Annotated in this window: 19 protein-coding genes and 1 pseudogene; 15 read left to right on the top strand and 5 right to left on the bottom strand. The window is 66.0% G+C overall.

The genetic code is table 11. From position 1 onward, the window contains the following. The first annotated feature begins 55 nt into the window (after positions 1–55). From modD to msrA, 5 genes and pseudogenes are all read left to right on the top strand, one after another. Complete coding sequence (modD, locus tag THIMADRAFT_RS17775; protein ID WP_007194479.1) at positions 56–922, top strand: ModD protein; 867 nt, start codon at positions 56–58, stop codon at positions 920–922. Positions 923–1257: 335 nt separating this feature from the next. Beyond that, on the top strand, positions 1258–2298 hold the full coding sequence (locus tag THIMADRAFT_RS24935; protein ID WP_007194478.1) for a PAS domain-containing protein: 1041 nt from the start codon (positions 1258–1260) through the stop codon (positions 2296–2298). Between the two features lie 15 nt (positions 2299–2313). Continuing rightward, a pseudogene (locus THIMADRAFT_RS28290) lies at positions 2314–2772 on the top strand (GGDEF domain-containing protein); the annotation flags it as partial. 54 nt (positions 2773–2826) lie between these two features. Then, positions 2827–3603, top strand: coding sequence for an EAL domain-containing protein (locus THIMADRAFT_RS28285; protein ID WP_267878409.1), 777 nt, complete (start codon positions 2827–2829; stop codon positions 3601–3603). 262 nt (positions 3604–3865) lie between these two features. Beyond that, entirely contained in the window at positions 3866–5128 is a 1263-nt protein-coding gene (msrA, locus tag THIMADRAFT_RS17765) for a peptide-methionine (S)-S-oxide reductase MsrA (protein ID WP_007194476.1), read from the top strand. A 24-nt stretch (positions 5129–5152) separates the two neighbouring features. On the opposite strand, the gene THIMADRAFT_RS17760 is transcribed toward msrA, so the two are convergent. Both THIMADRAFT_RS17760 and THIMADRAFT_RS28280 read right to left on the bottom strand, forming a co-directional pair. Then, the gene (locus THIMADRAFT_RS17760; protein ID WP_007194475.1) at positions 5153–5767 is read right to left on the bottom strand and encodes a cation transporter; all 615 of its coding nucleotides are present in this window, start codon (positions 5765–5767) and stop codon (positions 5153–5155) included. 76 nt (positions 5768–5843) lie between these two features. After that, positions 5844–5978: a hypothetical protein gene (locus THIMADRAFT_RS28280; protein WP_267878408.1), complete on the bottom strand. Its 135-nt coding sequence runs from the start codon at positions 5976–5978 to the stop codon at positions 5844–5846. Positions 5979–6146: 168 nt separating this feature from the next. Here THIMADRAFT_RS28280 and glpQ point away from each other — a divergent pair, with 168 nt between their 5' ends. Continuing rightward, positions 6147–7202 carry a glycerophosphodiester phosphodiesterase gene (glpQ, locus tag THIMADRAFT_RS17755; RefSeq protein ID WP_007194473.1) on the top strand — a complete coding sequence of 352 codons (1056 nt, stop codon included), beginning with the start codon at positions 6147–6149 and terminating at the stop codon, positions 7200–7202. 227 nt (positions 7203–7429) lie between these two features. Beyond that, positions 7430–7663 (top strand): universal stress protein, encoded by a 234-nt coding sequence (locus THIMADRAFT_RS17750; protein ID WP_007194471.1) that lies wholly within the window; start codon positions 7430–7432, stop codon positions 7661–7663. Between the two features lie 34 nt (positions 7664–7697). Here THIMADRAFT_RS17750 and THIMADRAFT_RS17745 read toward each other — a convergent pair whose 3' ends face one another. Next, positions 7698–7988 (bottom strand): nitrogen fixation protein NifZ, encoded by a 291-nt coding sequence (locus THIMADRAFT_RS17745; RefSeq protein ID WP_007194470.1) that lies wholly within the window; start codon positions 7986–7988, stop codon positions 7698–7700. A 247-nt stretch (positions 7989–8235) separates the two neighbouring features. Between THIMADRAFT_RS17745 and nifU the strand changes: the two genes are divergently transcribed. The 5 genes from nifU (at position 8236) to THIMADRAFT_RS17720 (ending at position 14876) form a co-directional block, all read left to right on the top strand. Then, positions 8236–9120, top strand: a complete 885-nt coding sequence (nifU, locus tag THIMADRAFT_RS17740) for a Fe-S cluster assembly protein NifU (protein WP_007194469.1) — start codon at positions 8236–8238, stop codon at positions 9118–9120. A gap of 68 nt (positions 9121–9188) precedes the next feature. Then, entirely contained in the window at positions 9189–10415 is a 1227-nt protein-coding gene (gene nifS / locus THIMADRAFT_RS17735; protein WP_007194468.1) for a cysteine desulfurase NifS, read from the top strand. A 245-nt stretch (positions 10416–10660) separates the two neighbouring features. Continuing rightward, positions 10661–12067: a sensor histidine kinase gene (locus THIMADRAFT_RS17730; RefSeq protein WP_007194467.1), complete on the top strand. Its 1407-nt coding sequence runs from the start codon at positions 10661–10663 to the stop codon at positions 12065–12067. A gap of 93 nt (positions 12068–12160) precedes the next feature. Next, complete coding sequence (locus THIMADRAFT_RS17725; RefSeq protein WP_007194466.1) at positions 12161–13156, top strand: NADH-quinone oxidoreductase subunit B family protein; 996 nt, start codon at positions 12161–12163, stop codon at positions 13154–13156. Between the two features lie 274 nt (positions 13157–13430). Next, positions 13431–14876 carry a nickel-dependent hydrogenase large subunit gene (locus THIMADRAFT_RS17720; RefSeq protein ID WP_040732144.1) on the top strand — a complete coding sequence of 482 codons (1446 nt, stop codon included), beginning with the start codon at positions 13431–13433 and terminating at the stop codon, positions 14874–14876. A 353-nt stretch (positions 14877–15229) separates the two neighbouring features. Here THIMADRAFT_RS17720 and THIMADRAFT_RS26770 read toward each other — a convergent pair whose 3' ends face one another. After that, complete coding sequence (locus THIMADRAFT_RS26770; protein WP_007194464.1) at positions 15230–15514, bottom strand: hypothetical protein; 285 nt, start codon at positions 15512–15514, stop codon at positions 15230–15232. After that, positions 15486–16139, bottom strand: coding sequence for a ParA family partition ATPase (gene parA, locus THIMADRAFT_RS17715; RefSeq protein WP_007194463.1), 654 nt, complete (start codon positions 16137–16139; stop codon positions 15486–15488). Before parA ends, THIMADRAFT_RS26770 begins: the two co-directional genes overlap by 29 nt. 408 nt (positions 16140–16547) lie before the next feature. On the opposite strand from parA, the gene THIMADRAFT_RS25870 reads away from it, so the two are divergent. From THIMADRAFT_RS25870 to THIMADRAFT_RS17705, 3 genes are all read left to right on the top strand, one after another. Then, positions 16548–16679: a DUF29 family protein gene (locus tag THIMADRAFT_RS25870; protein WP_007194462.1), complete on the top strand. Its 132-nt coding sequence runs from the start codon at positions 16548–16550 to the stop codon at positions 16677–16679. A gap of 4 nt (positions 16680–16683) precedes the next feature. Continuing rightward, complete coding sequence (locus THIMADRAFT_RS17710; protein WP_007194461.1) at positions 16684–20085, top strand: hypothetical protein; 3402 nt, start codon at positions 16684–16686, stop codon at positions 20083–20085. A 166-nt stretch (positions 20086–20251) separates the two neighbouring features. Then, positions 20252–20665 carry a hypothetical protein gene (locus THIMADRAFT_RS17705; protein ID WP_007194460.1) on the top strand — a complete coding sequence of 138 codons (414 nt, stop codon included), beginning with the start codon at positions 20252–20254 and terminating at the stop codon, positions 20663–20665. Positions 20666–20871: the final 206 nt, after the last annotated feature.

Raw genomic sequence — 20871 nt, 5'->3', positions numbered from 1 at the left:
CGCAACAGCGCGACACACCGAAACAAACCATGGGTCGATCAGAAGGAAGACCATCATGACAAACACCCTGCCGTGCGCGCTCGACGATCACGCCCTGCAACAACTGCTCGACGAGGATGTGCGCTTCGGCGATCTCACCACCGAGTCTCTGGGGATCGAGAACCAACCGGGGACGATCCGATTCTTCGCGCGTGACCCGATGACAGTCTGCTGCAGCGAGGAGGCCGCACGCCTCCTCACCCTCTGCGGAGCGGAGGCCAAGGTCCGGACCCCGTCCGGTACTCCGGCGGAAACGGGCACGCTCTTGCTGGAGGCAACCGGGACGGCCGGCGCCCTCCACCGCGCCTGGAAGACCGCACAGACCCTCATGGAATGGTCCTCCGGGGTGGCGAGCAGTGCAGCCGAGATCGTCGCAAGCGCCCGGCGCGCGGACCCGCACGCCCTGGTGGCCGGAACGCGCAAGAACACCCCCGGCACCCGCCGACTGACGACCAAGGCGTTCCGCGCCGGCGGCGCGGTGATGCATCGGCTCGGCCTCTCGGAAACGCTTCTGGTCTTTGCCGAGCATCGGTTGTTCCTCGATCGGGAAGACCCGAAGGAAACGCTCGCGCGGCTGCGTCGAATGTGTCCTGAGAAGCGCGTCGTGGTCGAGGTGAGCACGCACGCGGAGGCCCTCGCCTGGGCCGATTGCGATGTCCTGCAGCTGGAGAAGTTCACGCCTGACGGGGTTGCCGAGGTCGTCGCGGCACTGGCCGCCGCGGGTTCGGCGGCCCTAGTCGCCGCTGCCGGCGGGGTTCATGCCGGCAGCGCCGAGGACTATGTCCGCGCCGGAGCAAGGCTCCTGGTCACCTCTGCTCCGCACTTCGCGAAGCCTCGTGACGTCCAAGTGCGATTCACGGCCGACGGCGCCGAAGCACCCTGAGTGCCGATCGGACGAGACGCCAGCGGCGGAAACGGGATTGACTCCCGGTGCAACCCCGCATCGCGCTCTCCGCGAGCCTTGACAGGGATTTAGTACCTGTCTAGCCTGCCGACTGAGGTCGCTGTAGGACGCCGCACGGCGCCGCGAGGCCCGTTCGAATTTTCCTTTCCGTCGCGCGCCATGCACCGAGCCACACCCGGCCTGCACCCGCGGGCCGGCATACCGTCGACGCTGGTTCGACGCATGACCGGTGCAAGGGCGTCGGGTGATCCAGTCGCTCGGGACTAGACTGCGGGAATGACCGCTCTTTCACCAGAGTCGAGGACGCAGGGACCATGCGCAACGGCGTCGAGAAGGCGTTGACCGCGGAGACGCGGCCTTCGCAAGAACAACGCTCGCAAGACGCGGGGGACCCGAGCACGCCCGAAGCCACGATCCGGGGACCGGGCGCGCCTTCAGCCAGCTCCGCGGGCCGGGTCCTGCAGGAAGAGGTGGCTGCACCCACGCAACCTCCGACCTCCTCGTCACGCTCGGAGGCGAACTTAAGCGCGGATCATCCGGCCAGCTCGGACCTCGATGCCCGTCTCCGCGCCAGCCATCAACCCGACCTCCCCGCGACCTGGTTCCGGCGGTTGGTGCAGAATCAGCCGGACCTGATCTGCGGATTCCTGCCCGACACGACCCTCACCTACGTGAACGCGGCTTATGCCCGTTTTTTCGGGGCCCTCCCCGAAGACCTGATCGGCCGGCGCTTCATCGATTTCCTCGCTGCCGAGGATCGGACCCGGGTCATGGATCAGCTGTCAACGATGGCCCCGGCGACCCCCGAGTGCCAGTACGAGCATGAGACCCGCGGGTTCGACGGCGAGCCGCGATGGCATCTATGGCACGACTTCGCGCTGTTCGATGACGCGGGCCGCCCTTGCGAGTACCAGTCTATCGGCGTCGACGTGACGGATCGGCGACGGGTCGAGCAGGCCCTGCGCGAGAGCGAGTATTTCCTGCGCAAATCCCAGGAGGTGGCCGGCCTGGGATCCTACCGTTTCGACCCCCGTGCCGATCGGTGGATGAGCTCCGCACAGCTCGATCGGATCTTCGGGATCGATGACGGCTACCCCAGAGACACCGAAGGCTGGCTCGCGCTCGTCCACCCCGAACAGCGCGTGGAGATGGCGCGCTATCTGAGTGACGCCGTCATGGCCGCGCGTCAGCCCTTCGCCCGCGAGTACCGGATCGTCCGGCCCATAGACGGGACGGAACGCTGGGTACTCGGCCGCGGGGAGCTGGAGTTGGACGACGACGGGTGCCCCGTCGCCATGATCGGGACCATTCAGGACATCACCGAGCGGCGGCACCTCACCGATCGGCTGGCCTAGGACGCCAGCCACGATCCCCTGACCGGCCTGCACAACCGAGCGGAGCTGGAGCGCCGCCTGCAGGCGGCGTTGGCCGAGTCGAAGGCGGGCAGCCTGTATCACTCCTTCTGCTACATGGACCTGGATCAGTTCAAGGTGATCAACGACACCGCCGGGCACGCGGCGGGGGACGAGCTGCTCAAGCAGATCGCCCGGTTGCTTTCGACCATGATTCGCGAGCGCGACAGCTTGGCCCGAATCGGCGGAGACGAGTTGGGGCTCCTGCTCTTCGACTGCCCACTGACCCTCGCCGAACCGATCGCCCGACGGATCGTCGAGCGGGTGCGCGCGCTTCGCTTCCAGTGGGGCGGGCGCAGCTACCGAACGGGCCTGAGCATGGGCGTTGCCGAGATCCATCCCAAGACCGCCGACACAGCCACCATCCTCGCGGAGGCCGACATCGCCTGCTACATCGCCAAGCAGACGGGTCGCAACCGCTACCACCTGTATCGCAGCGAGAACGGACAGACCGCGTCCCACCACAATGACATGCTGAATGCCGCCGGCGTGCGCAATGCCCTGGAGCAGGGCCGCTTGAGGCTCTACTACCAGCCCATTGTAAGCCTCGGCTCGCCCGAAACACCCCCGGTGCACTACGAGGCGCTGTTGCGCGTCGTACCCGAGGATGGAGAGGGCGAACCGGTGCTAGCCCCCGGGTTCATCGGCGCCGCCGAGCGCTTCGGTCTGATGGACGAGATCGACCGCTGGGTCATCGCCCGGGCCCTGCATGATCATGGCTCGGAACCGGAAGCCCCGGGGGCGCGCATCGCGATCAATCTCTCGGGTAGCTCACTGAGCGACGAAACCCTGCTGGCCTACATCGAAGGGCAGATCGATGCATCCGGCATGGCCCCGGAGCGCATCTGCTTCGAGATCACCGAGACCGCCGGCATCCAGAACCTCGACCGCGCGCTCGATCTGATGACCGCGCTGAAAGCGCGCGGCTGCCAGCTGGCACTGGACGATTTCGGCAGTGGGCTGTCGTCCTTTCACTATCTGCGCCTGCTGCCGGTGGATTATCTGAAGATCGACGGCGGCTTCGTCCGCAACATCGCCGAGAACGCCAGCGACCGGATCCTGGTGGAGGCGATCAACCGCATGGGCCACACCCTGGGCATCTCCACCGTCGCGGAATACGCCCACAGCGAGGCCGTGGTTGCACGCCTGCGCATGCTCGGCGTGGACTACGCCCAGGGTTATCACTTTGGCCGGCCCGCCCCTTGGGCTGTCCCTCAACGGCGCTCCGGTGGCGAAGCCCCATTATGACAAAGTGGCCGCCACTTGGATGATCCTCCGCACGCGACACCGATTGAGCTTAGCCCCGAGCCCGACCCCTTTTTGTTGTACCTTTTTGTTGTAGGGCCCCGCCCGCAGATCGTCTTCGCCCGCGCCGGAGCCCGCACCTCATTGCATTCGCGACCGGCGACACCGCACACGCCGTTTTGAAGGGCGATGGCTCGTTCATGAAGGATTTCCGTGTCGACCCCGGTCTAACTACCAAACCAGACAAACCATCGAGAGTTATAGAATGAGGTCAGTCACACGCATCCTCTTGGCCGGCATCCTGATGACCGCACCATTGACCGCGCTGGCGGGCACGGAGTCGATCGTGCTCGGCATGGGCTGCTTTTGGGGTGCGGAGAAGCGGATGTCCGAGATCCCCGGCGTCGTCGACGTCGAGGCAGGCTATGCCGGCGGCGACGTCGAGATCGCGGGCTACGAGGACGTGCTCGGGTTGGAGACGACGCGCCTGCGCGGCAAGAGCGATCTGCGCAATCATGCGGAGGTCATCAAGGTGAGCTTCGACCCCGACCGGGTGAGCCTCGAGACCGTCCTGAAGCGCTTCTGGGAGAATCACGACCCCACGCAGGGTGACCGTCAGGGCAATGACGTCGGAAGCAACTATCGCAGCGCCATCTACACGGTCAGCGACACCCAGGACGCGGTGGCGCAGAGCACCCGCGCACGCTATCAGCAGGCCCTGACCGCGGCCGGCTACGGCCCCATCACCACGGAGATCGCTCCGCTGCGCAACTACAATCGCGGAGAGGAGTATCACCAGGACTATCTGAAGAAGAACCCGAATGGCTATTGCGGCCTCGGCGGCACGGGCGTGGCCTTTCCCGGCGAACCCGCCAAGGCGAAACCGACTCCGCTAGCCGCGGATCAACTCGATTTCGATCGGCAGCTGATCATGTTCGAGGCGCCGGACTGCCCGTTCTGCGAGCGCTTCCGCGCCGAGGTGCTGGACGACTGGCAGGCCGAGGTGCCCATCGCAGCCACCTTCAATCCCAACCCTCCCGAGGGCTGGACGTTGGAGAAGACCCTGTTCGCCACGCCGACCATCGTGCTCTTCGAGAAGGGCAAGGAGGTCTCGCGATACACGGGCTACAAGGGCGACGAGGAGCGTTTCTGGACATGGCTCGGCTTTCAGATCCTCACCCCCGAGCAACAGCGCATCGCCTTCGAGCAGGGCACCGAACCGGCATTCACGGGTTCGCATCTCGACGAAAAACGTCCGGGCGTGTTCGTGGATCCCATCACCGGCGCCCCCCTCTTCCGCAGCGACACCAAGTTCGAGAGCGGCACCGGCTGGCCGAGCTTCTTCAACCCGGTCGAAGGCGCGATCACACTGCACGAGGACACTACGCACGGTATGCGCAGGGTCGAGGTCCGCAGTGCAAGCTCGGGCATCCACCTGGGCCATGTCTTCGACGACGGCCCGCCGCCCTCGGGCAAGCGCTACTGCATCAACGGCAATGTCCTGAGCTTTGTCGCAAACGCCGAGTAGATCGCATACCGTGGCGGGCGCGGTTTAGGCTGCCCCGCGCAGCTCTGCCATGGCCGACGAGATGACTCGAATCGCGGAGCGAAACAAAAGCCAGACGAGTCCGAGTGCGACGACGAGATCGGCCCAGCCCGAACCGGTCACACAGACAACACCGGCCGCGACAAACACGGACAGATTCGATGCGATGTCGTTTCGCGAGCACTCCCACACGGAGCTCATATTCACGTCGTCGTGGCGATGCCGCCAAAGCAGGTACAGACAGAGCGAGTTTGCAGCGAGGCCGAGAAGACTAAACAGGCCCATCACCTCGAAGAGAGGGACGCTCGGCACCACCAGCTTGTAGGCAATCTGGGCTGCCACGACGCACGCGGCCAGGAGGATCAGAGCGCCCTTGAAGAGCGCGACCTTCGCCTTGACGACCGCGCCCCTGGAAACGGCGTATAGGCTCAGACCATAGGTCAAGGCGTCGCCGAGATTGTCGAGGCTGTCAGCCAGCAGCGCAGTCGAGTTGCCGTAAAGCGCACCCGCCGCGATGACGAAGAACATGACGGCATTGATGCCGAGCACCATGTACAGCGTTCCGCGTTGCCGTTCACGCAAGGCGTCGATGGAACAACTGTTGTCGCAACAACCACTCATTGCTGAAGCCTCTTGGCGCAATCCCGAGGGATGCCGATGGATTCATCGAACCACACTGATCGGCGGCCCTCCCGTATTATCCGTGTTGATCGACCCCAAACCCGAGATCCCGCCACCCGACCAACAGGATGGGCAGCGCCAAGGCCACCACGCCGGCGATCCCATAGGGCGTGACGACCATCGGAAAGGCAATCCTGAAGGGCGAAGGCACCGTGACGCCCGCTCCGCAGTGTCACGCATGCACCGTGGCGCTCTGCGCCACGCACCAAGAAGGCCGCGGTTGCGAAGAATGCCTGCCGAAACGAGGTTAGCCGCCACCTTCCGCGACGGTCAAGACGCCGAGTCTCGCCGGCACGCGCCACTGTCGGAGACCAACCCGATGCTGCGCCGAATCCTCCGTTTCCTCTTGCCGATGGCCATCGCGATGACACCGACCCCAGCCGCCACGTTCAACACCGAGCCGGGCCCGGCACGTGCGCCGATCATCATCGCCCACCGCGGCGCCTCCGCATACCTGCCCGAGCACACCCTGGCGGCCAAAGCGATGGCGCACGCGATGGGTGCGGACTTTCTGGAGCAGGATGTGGTTCTCACCCGCGATGGTCAGGCGATCGTCCTTCATGATCTGTATCTGGAAGGTGTTACCGATGTCGCTCGGCGCTTCCCCGACCGCGCGCGTGCCGACGGGCGCTGGTATGCGATCGATTTCAGCCTGGCCGAGATCCGCAGTCTGCGCCTGCACGAACGGCTGGATCCCGCCACCGGCCAACCGGTCTTTCCCGCGCGGTTTCCGCCCGAGGCCGACCTGTTCCGAATCCACACCCTCGAGGAGGAGCTGAGCCTGATCCACGGTCTGAACCGATCGACCGGGCGGATCGCGGGAATCTACGTGGAGTTGAAACACCCGGCATGGCACATCGCCGAGGGACAGGATCCAGTGCCCGTCCTGATGCGCACGCTGGATCGAGCCGGCTATCGTGGCCCGGAGGATGACATCTACATCCAGTGTTTCGAGCCCGACACGCTCAAACGCCTGCACGCGGAGATCGGCACGCGGATCCCCTTGATCCAACTGATCGGCGAGAACGACTGGTCGCCGGATCTGCCGGTCGACTTCGAGCGGATGCGCACCCCCGAGGGGCTGGCAGCCGTCGCCGAGTATGCCCGCGGCATCGGCCCCTGGATCGGACAGATCCATCAGGGCCTGGACGACACCGGCGCCCATCGCACCACGCCTCTGGTCGCCGACGCCCATGCCGCCGGACTCCTGGTCCACCCCTACACCCTTCGCCGCGACGCACTCCCCGAGGGCTTCCGGGACTTCGAGGCGCTGCTGCACTTCGCCCTCGTCGACCAGCGCGTCGACGGGGCCTTTACCGACCACCCGGATCTCGCCGTCCGCTTGAGAAGGGCTATCATCGACTCGAGCCGGTGACGGCCGAAACATCTTGAAGTCCATGGACCTGCATGGGCACAAGGGGCGACTTAAGTTGCCCCTACAGTCGCCCCAGCCCCGACACGCAACAGACTACGCTTGAGCCTGTCATCCGCGACCTCCCGGGGGATACCACGACGCTGGTCGATCTGCGCACTCCCACTTACCCGGGATGATTCAACCGTCCAAGGTGCCGCACCGCACCATGAGCCGAACAGGAGTCCGAGATGGACTTTCTGAAACCGAAAACACACCTTCTACGCGGAGAGGCAAGACGCAAGATCCCGACGCTCGCGCGCAAGCTCGGCGCCGATCTTGTCGTGATGGGCACGGTCGGTCGCGGCGGGATCCCCGGCTTGCTGATGGGCAACACGGCCGAGGCCATCCTGCAGCAGGTGGACTGTTCCGTGCTTGCAATCAAGCCGCCCGGATTCGTCACAGCGGTCGAGCTCGAGGGCTGAGCTCGCACCAACCGCGCCCAAGACCCCGCCGCGCTCAGCCCGCCTCGGCCGGCACGCGCTGCGACACCGTGCCGAGCTCCTCGGGCCAACAGCCCGCCGGCGGCCCGAGCTCGGCATCCGCCCCTTCGAACCGCACCAGATAGAGCTCCCGCTCGGGGTCCTCTTCGAGGTGTCCGATGTTGAGAATAACGCCGCGGGTCCCGGCCGCCGCGATCAAGGCATCCTCGGCGAGATCCGGGATACCGCCGTCGTTGTAGATGTCCGCGGCGGCGTAGACCAGGTCGCCCGGGCCCAACTGACCAAGCTCCAGTTCACTGAGATCCATCAAAGACTCCTGTTGCTGACATATGTTGTGGGATTCACGACCCGCCGCACGCGGATGTCGTTCGAGAGCCGACATCGAAGGGCAACGGAACCCTCTCAAAAATCAGCAAATCAATAAGATAGCTGAAATTTCCAGCGTGGCACACGGTTTGCTGAATGAGTCGCCAACACAGACGCAAGACTCAAGCCACGGCCTGAGCCTGCGTCCCGATTCACTCGCTCATCGCAACGCTAACCGGAGACACGCCATGTGGGATTACTCGGAAAAGGTTCAGGAGCACTTCTTCAATCCCCGCAATGCGGGCGCGGTCGCGGATGCCAATGCGACGGGTGACGTCGGCTCCCTGTCCTGCGGCGATGCCCTGCGCCTGACCCTCAAGGTCGATCCGCAGAGCGAGGTGATCCTCGATGCCGGCTTCCAGACCTTCGGCTGCGGCTCGGCCATCGCCTCGAGCTCGGCGCTGACCGAGATCATCAAGGGCATGACGCTCAACGAGGCACTCGAGGTCACGAATCAGGACATTGCCGACTATCTCGACGGACTGCCGGCCGAGAAGATGCACTGCTCCGTGATGGGTCGCGAGGCGCTGCAGGCGGCGATCGCCAACTATCGCGGCGAGGAGTGGAAGGACGATCACGAGGAAGGCGCCTTGGTGTGCAAGTGTTTCGCGGTCGATGCGGTCCTGATCGAAAACACCATCCGCTCCAACGGTCTCTCCACCGTCGAAGAGGTGGCGAACTACACCAAGGCGGGCGGCGGCTGCTCGGCCTGTCACGAGGGTGTCGAGGCCATCCTGAGCCGCGTCCTCGCCGAGCAGGGCAAGGCGTTCGACCCTTACGCCAAGGCACCCGAGGCGGCATCGCCCGAAGGCGGGCGCAAGCTGGGCAACCTGGAGCGGATCCGCCGCATCGAGCGCTCCATCGAGGCGATCCGACCGAATCTGCAGCGCGACCACGGCGATGTGGAGCTGATCGATATCGACGGCAAGAACGTCTACGTGAACATGACCGGCGCCTGCGTGGGGTGCCAGATGGCATCGACCACGCTCGACGGGATCCAACAGCGCATCGTCGAGGATCTCGGCGAGTTCGTGCGGGTGCTGCCTGCCAAAGCGATGCGCAAAAGCGCCTAAGTGCTTTTAGCTTTTAGCTTTTAGCCCTTAGCCCTTAGCCCTTAGCCTTTTAAAGAGGCCATCATCCCATGACCACTCCACCCGACACCCAAGGCATCTATCTCGACAACAACGCCACCACCATGGTCGCGCCCGAGGTGGTCGAGGCCATGCTGCCCTTCTTCACCGAGCAGTTCGGCAATGCCTCCTCGATCCATGCCTACGGCAACCGGGTCGGTCACGCCATCAAGCAGGCTCGGCAGCAGGTCCAGGCCTTGCTCGGCGCCGCGCAGGACTCCGAAATCGTCTTCACCTCCTGCGGGACCGAGTCGGATTCCACCGCGATCCTCTCCGCCCTCAAGGCCCAGCCGGAGCGCAAGGAGATCATCACCACGGTCGTGGAGCATCCGGCGATCCTCGCGCTCTGTCAGCACCTGGAGACCGAGGGCTACAAGGTCCATTACCTTCCGGTCGACGGCAAAGGTCGGCTCGATATCCAGCAGTACATGGACCTGCTTTCGGATCGCGTCGCGATCGTCTCGGTGATGTGGGCAAACAACGAATCCGGCACACTCTTCCCGGTGCAGGAGATGGCGGAACTGGCGAAATCGGCCGGAGTGCTCTTTCATACGGATGCGGTCCAGGCGGTCGGCAAGCTCCCCATCGATCTGAAGGACACCGCGATCGACATGCTCTCGCTCTCCGGACACAAGCTGCATGCGCCCAAGGGTATCGGTGTCCTCTATCTGAGGCGCAACACGCGCTTTCGCCCCTTGCTGCGCGGCGGGCATCAGGAACGCGGCCGGCGTGCCGGCACCGAGAACAGCGCCTCGATCGTCGGGCTCGGCAAGGCGTGCGAGATGGCGATGGAGCATATGGACGACGAGAAGACCACCGTCCGGGCCATGCGCGACCGGCTCGAGCGCGGCATCCTCGCGGCTGTCCCCAATTGCTTCGTGACGGGCGACCCGACCAACCGCCTGCCCAACACCAGCAACATCGCCTTTGAATACATCGAGGGCGAGGCAATCCTGCTGCTGCTCAACAAGCTCGGCATCGCCGCCTCGAGCGGCTCCGCCTGCACCTCCGGCTCGCTCGAGCCCTCGCATGTAATGCGTGCCATGGGCATCCCCTTCACCGCCGCCCACGGCACGACGCGCTTCTCGCTCTCGCGCTACAACCGCATGGAGGAGATCGACCGCGTCATCGAGGCCGTGCCGCCGATCGTCGCCAAGCTGCGCAAGCTCTCGCCCTATTGGTCCGACACGGGACCCGTGTCCGATCCGGCCGCCGCTTTCGCACCGGCCTACGCCTGACCGAAACGCGCCGTCGGACCCGTCCGACGGCGCGCCGATCACCAACCGTTTTAGGCTCGGCGGGCTCGCACATCGCTCGTCCGTGTGCGACCAAGCCGAGACCGATCCGCTGAGGCCGAGGACCCGCCCGTGGCATCGGCCCCAGCCGCCAGGTCTGCGCCGTCCGGCAACCCTTGCCGTTTCCGTGAAATCCGCCGCCCGAAATCGCCTATGCTTGTCCTCGACCTCGCAGCGGACAGCACGACATGACGCGCGCATCCACCCAAGCCGACCACCGCCCCGCCGACCCTCGTCCCGCGGGCATCGCACAGCACGGCGATTGCCCCGAGCCGACGGCGGAGGCGACCTGGATCCACGTCATCCGCAAGATGGACGAGACCTACGCGGACCTGATCCGGCATCAAAGCGCGCTCGAAGAGAAGAACAGCGCGCTGGAGGATGCCCAGCACTTCATCGCGAGCGTGCTGGCCTCCATGACGGATGTCCTGATCGTCTGCGACGTCCAGGGTCGCATCCAACAGGTCAACCGCGCATTGGAAACATTGACGGGTTGGAGCGAGGCCGACCTGCGCGGGCGCCCCTTCCTGGCGCTGCTCGCCGAGCACTGTCTGGCCATGGCCAGCAGCTTCGCCCAACAGATCCGCGCCGAGGCCATCCACGACTGCGAGCTCGCGCTCAAGGGCGTCGACGAGGAGATCCCGCTCGCGGTCAACTGCACCTCGCGGTACGACCACCGCGGACGTCTGGTCGGCATGGTCCTGATCGGTCGTCCGGTCGGCGAGCTGCGCCGCGCCTATCGCGACCTGGCCCAGGCGCACGACGACCTCAAGCGCGCCCAAGGCCGCTTGGTCAATGCCGAGAAGATGGCCTCGCTCGGCCGGCTCGTCGCCGGCGTCGCGCACGAGCTGAACAACCCCATCAGCTTCGTCTACGGCAACGTGCATGCCCTCTCGCGTTATCGCGAGCGGCTGCTGCGCTATTGCGCGGCGGTCGACGCCTCCGGACCCTCCACCGAGCTGCAGGCACTCAAGGCGGAGCTGCGTATCGAGAGGCTGCTGGCGGATCTCGATCCGCTGATCAAGGGCACGCTCGAGGGCGCGGAGCGCGTCCGCGACCTGGTGCAGGATCTGCGCTGTTTCTCATCCGGCCAGCAGGGCGAATCCACCCGGTTCGATCTCGTCCACCTGATCCGCACGGCGGTGCATTGGGTGACCAAGGGCGAACGCAGGGAGATCGAGACGACGCTCGACCTCCCCGACACCTTGACGATCCAGGGACATCCGGGGCAGATCCATCAAGTCCTCATGAACCTGGTCCAAAACGCACTCGACGCGATGCGGGACAACACGCAGACACCGCGACTGACCATCAGCGCCGGACAGGAGGAGACAAACGCGTGGCTGAGCGTCCGGGACAACGGCCCCGGCATCGACGAGCAGGATCTGAGCCGCATCTTCGACCCCTTCTTCACGACCAAACCCGTCGGTCAAGGGACCGGCCTGGGACTCTCCATCAGCTACAGCATCATCGCCGACCACCGGGGCAACCTGACCGCCGAAAACCACCCGGATGGCGGTGCCGAATTCCGCCTGGAACTGCCGCTGAGTCGCGACGTGCTGCCCGAAACAGGCCCCAGCCAAGATGCCCCGTAAATTCACTGAACCGCGTCACCGCCGAGGCGTCCCGAATCCGCGACGCGACGCAAGCCCCAACGTCTTCATGCGCAACACCGGACGCGGTTCACGATGAACCTGCTATGGCTCCAATCCGGAGGCTGCGGCGGCTGCACCCTCTCGCTGCTCGCCGCCGAGGCCCCGGGGCTGTTCGAGACACTCGCCGGCGCCGGGATCCGGATCCTCTGGCATCCATCGCTGAGCGAGGCAAGCGGCGGCGAGGTACTCGATCTGCTCGCCCGCGTCGAGGCGGGCGAAACGGCGCTGGACCTGCTCTGCATCGAAGGCGCGCTCCTGCGCGGACCGAACGGCACCGGCGCCTTTCACCGTTTCGCCGGCACCCGGACACCCATGATCGACTGGGTGAGGCGTCTGGCCGCGCGAGCGCACTACTGCCTCGCGATCGGCACCTGCGCCGCTTTCGGGGGCGTGACCGCCGGCGGCTCGAACCCCACGGATGCCTGCGGGCTCCAGTTCGAAGGGACCTACCCCGGCGGTCTGCTCGGTTCCGACTATCGCTCCGGGGCCGGTCTCCCGGTGATCAATGTCGCCGGCTGTCCGACCCATCCCGACTGGGTCACCGAGACCCTCATGGCGATCGCCTTGGAGGGACTGACGACCCAAGACCTGGATGCCTACGCCCGCCCCCGGATGTACGCGGACCAACTGGTCCATCACGGCTGCCCGCGCAACGAATTCTACGAATACAAAGCGAGCGCCCGCACACCGTCGGATCTCGGCTGTCTCATGGAGCATCTGGGCTGTCTCGGCACCCAGGCCCACGCCGACTGCAACACCCGGCTCTGGAACGGCTCGGGCTCCTGCACGCGCGGCGGCTATGCCTGCATCAACTGCACCTCGCCCGAGTTCGAAGAGCCGGGCCATGCCTTTGCGGAGACACCCAGCCTGGCCGGCATCCCGATCGGCCTGCCGACCGACATGCCCAAGGCCTGGTTCGTCGCGCTCTCCTCGCTGGCCAAGGCCGCAACACCGGAGCGACTGCGCAAGAACGCCGTGTCGGACCATATCGCGGTGCCGCCGACGATTCGGCCGACAAAGTTGCGGTGACCGGAGGAGTCACCAGCCCCCAGCCCCCAGCCATTAGCCATTAGCCATTAGCCACCGACTTTTCCAACGCAAGACATCTCCGCAGCCTGGATCCGCCTCGACACTCATCCGCAAGGGAAGCCAGTATGACGATCGAAACAGACTCTTTCCCTTTGCAGTCGTGCGGCTCCCATGCCCCGCACCAGCCAACCGGCCCATGGTCGGACACTCGGGGCTCGAGCCTGTGGGCCGGAGGCCGGAGTCGGGAGGCTGGACGCCCGCGGTACTCCCCCGAATGAGCACACTCACCTTGGGCCCGTTCAACCGCGTCGAGGGCGACCTGGAGGTTCAGCTCGAGGTCGCCGACGGGCGTGTGCGGGAGGCCCGCGTCAACTCGCCCCTCTATCGCGGATTCGAGCAGATCCTCCAGGGCAAGGACCCGCGCGACACCCTGGTGATCACGCCGCGGATCTGCGGGATCTGCTCGGTCTCTCAGTCGATGGCCGCGGCCTATGCGCTGGCGGACGCGGCCGGTGTTGCCATGCCGCCGAACGGCGAGCTCGCCACCAATCTGGTCCTCGCCTGCGAGAACCTGGCCGACCATCTGACCCACTTCTATCTGTTCTTCATGCCGGACTTTGCGCGTCCCGTCTATGCCGACCGCCCTTGGTATGCGGACACCGAGGCGCGCTTCCGCGCCCTAAGCGGCTCGGCAGCGGGAGTGGTCCTGCCTGCGCGCGCGCACTTCATGCACATCATGGGTCTGCTCGCCGGCAAATGGCCGCACAGCTTGAGTCTGCAACCCGGCGGCACGGCCAAGCCGGTCCAAGCGCAGGAGCGCATCCGCCTGCTCGCCATCCTCGCCGCCTTCAGACATTTCCTGGAGCGCGAGACCTTCGGCGATCCCTTGGAGAGCGTTGTCGCCATGGACAGTGCGCGCGCGCTCGACGCCTGGTCAGCACGCGACCCGGGCCGAGGCGATCTGCGCCGCTTCCTGCGGATAGCGGACGACCTGGGCTTGGCTGAACTGGGGCGCGCGACCGATCGCTTCATGAGCTACGGGGCTTACCCGGGCGGGGGCACCCGACTCTTCCGATCCGGGCTCTGGTCCGACAATGGCCCGCAGCCGCTGGACCTCGCCACGATCGCAGAAGACATGAGCCACAGTTGGATGGTCGGCGTGGATGCGCTGCATCCCGCCGACGGCGTGACCATCCCGGATGCCGAAAAAGCGCGCGCCTACAGCTGGTGCAAGGCCCCCCGACTCGCCGGCGAGGTGCTCGAGGTCGGCGCATTGGCCCGTCAGCTCATCGACGGCCATCCGCTGATCCGCGACCTGGTCGCCGAGTCCGGCGGGAACGTGAGCAACCGCGTCATCGCGCGACTGCTCGAGATCGCGCGTGTCCTGATGGCGATGGAGGACTGGGTCAAGGCGATCGTGCCGGGCGAGCCGTTCTGCGGGCAGACCGCGATCCCGGACGAGGCGAGCGGCGTGGGGCTGGTCGAGGCGGCCCGCGGCAGCCTGGGCCACTGGCTCGCGATCCGTCGCGGTCGCATCCTCAACTACCAGATCATCGCCCCTACTACCTGGAACTTCTCCCCGCGCGACACCGCCGGTGTCCCGGGCGCGCTTGAGCAAGCACTCGTCGGGGCCGAGGTCCGACCGGGCGAGACCACACCGATCGCCGTGCAACACATCGTGCGCTCCTTCGACCCCTGTATGGTCTGCACGGTCCACTGAACCGCGTCCGCTACTGAACCGCGTCCGGCGGTTGATGTGTCGGTTGGCGTCGGGCGGAGCCTCGCGCTCACTCGATCACGACGGCGAGACGCGGTTCAGGATGTTTTTGCTTTTCGGGAGCCCGTCGTCCACCGCGGGCAATCGGCGCGAAGCGGCCGCACCCCGGACCGACGACTTGCAGTCGTCCTCTTCATCGATCCCGACGGCCATTCACGTCGGTTGCGCTCTTCGAGCGCCGAGCACCGCGGGACGGATGGGTAAGCGCAGCAAAACCCATTCTCAGCGCTCCGAGAACGCCGAACCGTTTCGGACGGAGCGCAAAGAAACCCGTCCCCCGCGTAAAAGGCCCCGATTCAATCCGGCCAAACCCTCCGCCGACTCTGATACCCCCCCACCGATGATTCAGCGGCAGCCGCGGAAGCCGCAGGCTTGGGCGCAACCGGCCGCGCGGCGGCACCCGCCCCGGTGGCCTTTGCACGCCTCGCCGGGGCCGATGCCGTCGCAGCCCCGGAGGCTTGCGTGCTCGCCGGCTCGGCATCGCCCGGCTGGCCCGTGTCGCTCTTGGCCTTACGGATGGAATCCACCAAGCGGCGCTCGGTGCGGGCGGTGTTACGGGTGGTTTTGGTCGGGGTCGTCATGGTCGAAGATCTCCGCAATCAGGTCGTTGATCTCGGTCGCCGCGGCGGCACCGCGACGGCCGGCTTGGAAGACGCTGCGCCCCTCGAGCACGCAGAGACGATGGATGGAGCGGCGCTGCAGGGACGTTCGGGCGACCGGCAGGTCCAGCTCGGCGACAGCCTCGGGCATCAGGCGCGAGAGGGTCGTGCGCGGCTCCATCTGGCTCATCACGATCAAGGCGCGCAGTCGCGGGTTCTCGGGGCGCAGCTTTTCGATGACGCGGGCGAGATGGCTGGTTGCCCAGAGGTCCATCGGCGAAGGCTGGAGCGGGATCAGCGCATGGTCGGCGAGGCGCAGTGCGTGCTCGGTCTGCGGTGCCTTGATGGACGGAGGACAGTCGATGACCACATGGTCATGGACATCGCGCAGGGCCCGGACCGTCTTCTCGAGCCCGAAGGCCGCAGCCACTACGGCGGGCAGCGCGGCGTTCTCGTTCCCGGTCAGGCGCCATTGATAGGCGGACTGCTGCGGATCGGCATCGACGATGACGACCGATCCCCGCCGCGCCAGACCCGCCGCAAGATTCAAGGACAAGGTGGTCTTGCCCGTGCCGCCTTTGTTGCCGACGACGGCGACGATGCTCATCGGCCGACCTCGTGTCGGATGTGGCGCGGCGCAAAAAAGACAAGCGGCACGGCTTTCGTCAAGGTCTCGACCTCGGTCATCGGCGGACATCGGAGCTAAACCGCGCCCAGTGCGGTATGCGTCGTGTGTCGGACTGGCTTGGCCGCGCCGGCTCCGATTATTGCCGGAGCCTGCGCGGTTTAAGGTATTAAAAAATATAAAATTATAAACCGCGCCCCCGCTGATGGCCGTCGATACACCAAAGGTCGAGATCGCGCGAAAGCGAGCATCTCGCTCTGGACGCGGTTTAGGCCAAGGCTAGGCGGTGTGATCGAGCGGCGTCAAGCGCGCGACGCATTCCAAGGGCCGTTCAACCGCCGGTTCTTAGGTTAAACTCGGGGCTTGTCTCGCTCTGCCGATGATCCGCCCATGTCGATGCCACTCTACGAAAAGGACTTCTACCAATGGTTGGAGCACACCACCGACCTCATGCGCGAGGGTCGTTTCGACGAGATCGATCGCGAGCTGCTGATCGACGAGACGTTCTTCCCCGAGCCCTAATCGATTGTCCGCAGCAAAGAACCAGCGCGTGGGCTCGCCCCGATCGACAAGACGCAGGGCGCTCCTCGTCTCGGCGATCATCCTCGGGTTGACGGCGGCGCTAGCGCTCTCGGTCCATCCACTGCTGAACAGCCGTTGGTTTCAGGAGCGCCTTTCCGATTACATCGGCCTGAGCATCGCCTGGGAGTCGGCACGCCTTCGCCCGAGCGGACAGCTCGGGCTCCGGGACTTGCGCATCGCGCGCGACGACCCTCACTGGCCCGTCGCCCTCGCCCTGCATCAAGCGGCCGTGCAACTGGAGCTGCCCGCGCTCCTGCACCGAGAGCTTCGGGTCCTGCGCCTCGATGCCGAAGGCATCCGCTCGCTGCGCTTCGGCGCTTACCGGCTGGAGGGCGACGGCAACCTGGCGATTGAAGGTGCCGGGTTGCGCCACGATCACATCGGCATCGAGAGCCTGCGTTTCGACCTGAACAAGGCCAGCGTGCTGCGCGACGAGGCGACCTTATCGCGCGATCTGGCGATCGGTGCACGCATGCAGCTCTTACCGCTCTCCCTCGCCGACAATCCCGGCGCGCAAATCCTGCGCTTCATCTCCGGCGATCTGGATCTCTCGGCGAAGGCCGATGCCTGGGATCTCTTCAACGACTATCTGCAAGACATCCCCTGGTTGAGCCTGTCCGGGCATGGCGACCTCACCGCCGAGCTGTCGATCGATCGGGGCCACCTGGAACCCGGCAGCCGAGTGCGGCTCGACTCGCCCTCGCTCGGTGTCGGCTTGGATCCCGGCGCGGACTCGGAAGCCGCTGCCAACGGCGCATCGAGCCGGATCGGCGACGACAGCCTCTACCGACTCGCCGGCGCCGGCCGCGTCGAGCTTCAGGTCGTCTCCAACGCGGCGGGACAAACCGAGACCGTCCTCGGCGTCGATCTCACCGACGTGGAGATGCGCGACCCGGACGAGGACGCCCGATTCCTCGACAGCCGCGCCTTTCGCCTGGAGTCTCGCATCGCCGGGGCCGATCTGCTCCAACCTCCGGACCTCCCCGAGCAGACCACGCTGACGTGGACATCCGCCGTCGTCCCGGATATCGCCGTGTTCTCGCGCTATCTCCCGCCCGGCACCCCGGTGGCCCTGCGCGGCGGACTGGCTGGACTCGATGCCGTCCTCACGTGGGAGGACGACCGGCTCCACGGCGCGCTCGACCTGTATGGCGACGACGTCCGACTCACCCTGCTGGACACCGACGTCGAGGGCAAGCTCAACCTCGACCTGCGGATCAACGCCCTGAACCCGGCCGAGCAGACACTCGACCTTTCGGGCACCCGGCTGCGCCTGGAAGCGCTCGCCGATGCCCGAGCGCAAACGTCCGCACCCTTGATCACCCGATTCAGTCTCGACGAGGCCACCTTCCGGCTCACCCGACCCATCGCCGAGTTGCGGGCCATGGTCCGTCGCCCCGAGCCACTTCCCGTCGACGGGCGGCTCCTGGTCTCCGGCGAGATCAACCACCTGGGTTTCTTCGACGCCTTCCTCGGCAATACCCTGGGCGGCCGCGGCATTCGACTCGACGGCAGCGGCACCCTCCTCACCGAGCTGAACATCCTCGACGGCACCCCGGCGAGCGGCAGCCGCCTCGCGGTGGAGGCCGGCGCGCTGAGCGTCGGCCTTCTGGACTTCCAGATCGGCGGTGCCGGGGCGCTCGATGCCCGGTGGCAGGACAGCGACGCGGGCGAGACGCTGATGCTGGAGACCCGCTTCACCGAGGCCAGTCTGCGGCACCGGGACGAGCCCCGCCCTTTGCTCGATTCGGCACGCATCGCACTGGACATCGAAACACCCGCGCCGTCCGGCCACGCCTTGACGGACATCTCGGCCGATGCCGCCCGCGTGGACGTGCGCTGGGACGGCGCCCGGATGCCCGATGTCGGCGTACTCAACCGCTATCTCCCGGAACAGGCACCCTTTCGATTACGCGGCGGCCGCGCCACGAGCGAGGGCTCGGTTCGGCTCGACGCCCAGCGGGCCAGCGGGGCGCTGCAGCTCACCGGGGAGGACATCCGAGGCGAGCTCTTCGAGAAGCCCGTGGAGGGCGGATTGCGCCTCGACCTCGCGCTGAAGGGCGCAGATCTGAACGGCAGCACGCTCGACCTCTCCGGCTCGCGCCTCGAGCTGCAGGCCGGCGGCGATATCGGCAACGAGCGACTGCGCACCATTCTGAACCTAGAGCAAGCCCGCTTCACCGACTGGCTCGACGCGACGTCCAAGCCCAACCGAGCCCTGCAGGGCCGGATCACGCTCGACGGGCACGTCACCCAGCTCGGCTTTCTGGACAACTTTCTGCCGCGCGAGCACGGCGTGCGGATGCGCGGTGCAGGGCGGATCGATGCCGACCTGATCTTTGGCCAGGAGACGCTTGCGCCCGGCAGCCGAGTGCGGATCGACGCCAGTCCACTCCAGGTCGACTTCCTGGATTATCGCGCGCAGGGCAACGGCCGGCTGAGCCTCGAGACCGACGGCCGTGCCCGCGATCCCGGCGCCGCGCTGAGTCTCACATTGCCCGCTTTCTCGCTGGGTCTCCAAGATGGCTCCGAGAGCTATATCGAGGGACAGGGCCTCAGCCTCGAGAGCCGCACGCCCAGCCTGAAGCGGGCCACCGGCGCCCAGCCGGCCCGCAACGTCACCACCCGCATCAGCCTGCCGGAGGCCAAGCTGGGAGACCTCTCCGTCTACAACCGCTACCTTCCGAAAGACGCCGGCCTCGCGCTGCTCTCCGGCAGCGCAGACCTGAGTATGGTGTTCAATCTCGAGGGTCAAGACGCCGACGGCGAGATCAACCTGCAAAGCCACGACACACGCATCCGCATGGACACCCAAGAGCTCGGCGGGAACCTCGTGCTGGAGGCCCGGCTGCGCGAGGGCGACATCGCGTCCATGACCTTCGATGCGTCCGGCTCGCGCATCCGGCTCGACGGGATGACGCTCACCGAGCCCGACGGCAGCGAGACCGCCGACTGGTGGGCGCAGCTGCAGCTCGACGAGGCCCGCTTGGTCTGGACCGAGCCGCTCGCGCTCGAATCCCGCTTGACGCTCGGCATGCGCGACACCGGCCTGCTGGCCCGACTCTTCATCGCCGGGGCCCGCGAGCGTGACTGGCTCGCACGCCTGCTCACCGTCCCCGACGTCGAGGGCACGGCCCGGGTCCGGCTGCGCGACGAGAGCATCCATCTCTGGAATGCACGCCTCAGCGCCGGTCCGCTCGTCCTCTTCGCGGATCTCGAGATGCGGGACTCGCTGCTCAACGGCGAGCTGTCCGCAGTCATACAACCCTTCAGCGTCTCCATCAGTCTCACCGACAGCAAGCCGAAGCTGCATCTCGTCAATTCGCCGGGTCTTCATCGCGATTGACAAGAAGCGACCTCCAGGACTAGCGTCGATGGCCTGCCGAAGCCCTTCCCATCCAGGCATCGGCGGTATTCAAAGCATCGTTGTTCTCTTCGTTGCGGACAACGGCTCGCCGTCTCCCCGCCGCCGGGGAGCTCACGTGTCATCGACAAGGAGCATTGGTCAGAGAATGAAAACATACAGAAGCGGTTTCTTAAGAACCAGCATCGTTGCGACAAGCGGGGTTCTGGCAATCTCCGCACTGCTCACCTTGAGCGGATGCACCGCGATCCAGCAATCGGAGGCCCAGAGCACGGAGCGGATGTTGGCCGCCGCCGGGTTTCAAATGCAGTTTGCCAAGACGCCGGACCAGATGGCAAAGGTCACGGCGCTGCCCCAACGCACGCTCACCCGCACCACGGGTCCGGACGGCGCGCTGCGCTTCGTTTGGGCCGACGCGACCGACTGCCAGTGCCTGTATGTGGGCACCGAGTCGGCCTACGACCGCTATCGCAAGCTCGGCATCCAGCAGGAGATCGCCGAGGAAAACGAAATGGCCTCGATGGATTGGGACTCTTGGGGCGGCTGGGGTCCTTGGTGGTGACCTGCTCTAAACCGCGTCCGGCTTAATCTGCGGGGTTTTTGGCCAGCGTCGGGCTCGCGCCAATCAACACGCCTTGGAGTCGACGCGGTTTAGGTGATCGAATTCAATTCATCAAGATACTCGTGACACCCCTCCGGCGGTGTCACGCATCGATTGGCGCTCCGCGCCCAGAGGCCCGGCAGTGCGTCAGCGAGATGAGCGCCGCG

The organism is Thiocapsa marina 5811, from assembly GCF_000223985.1.
In the GTDB taxonomy this organism is placed as follows: domain Bacteria; phylum Pseudomonadota; class Gammaproteobacteria; order Chromatiales; family Chromatiaceae; genus Thiocapsa; species Thiocapsa marina.
The sequence above is the reverse complement of the archived record's forward strand: the minus strand, read 5'-3'. Positions and strand labels throughout refer to the sequence as shown.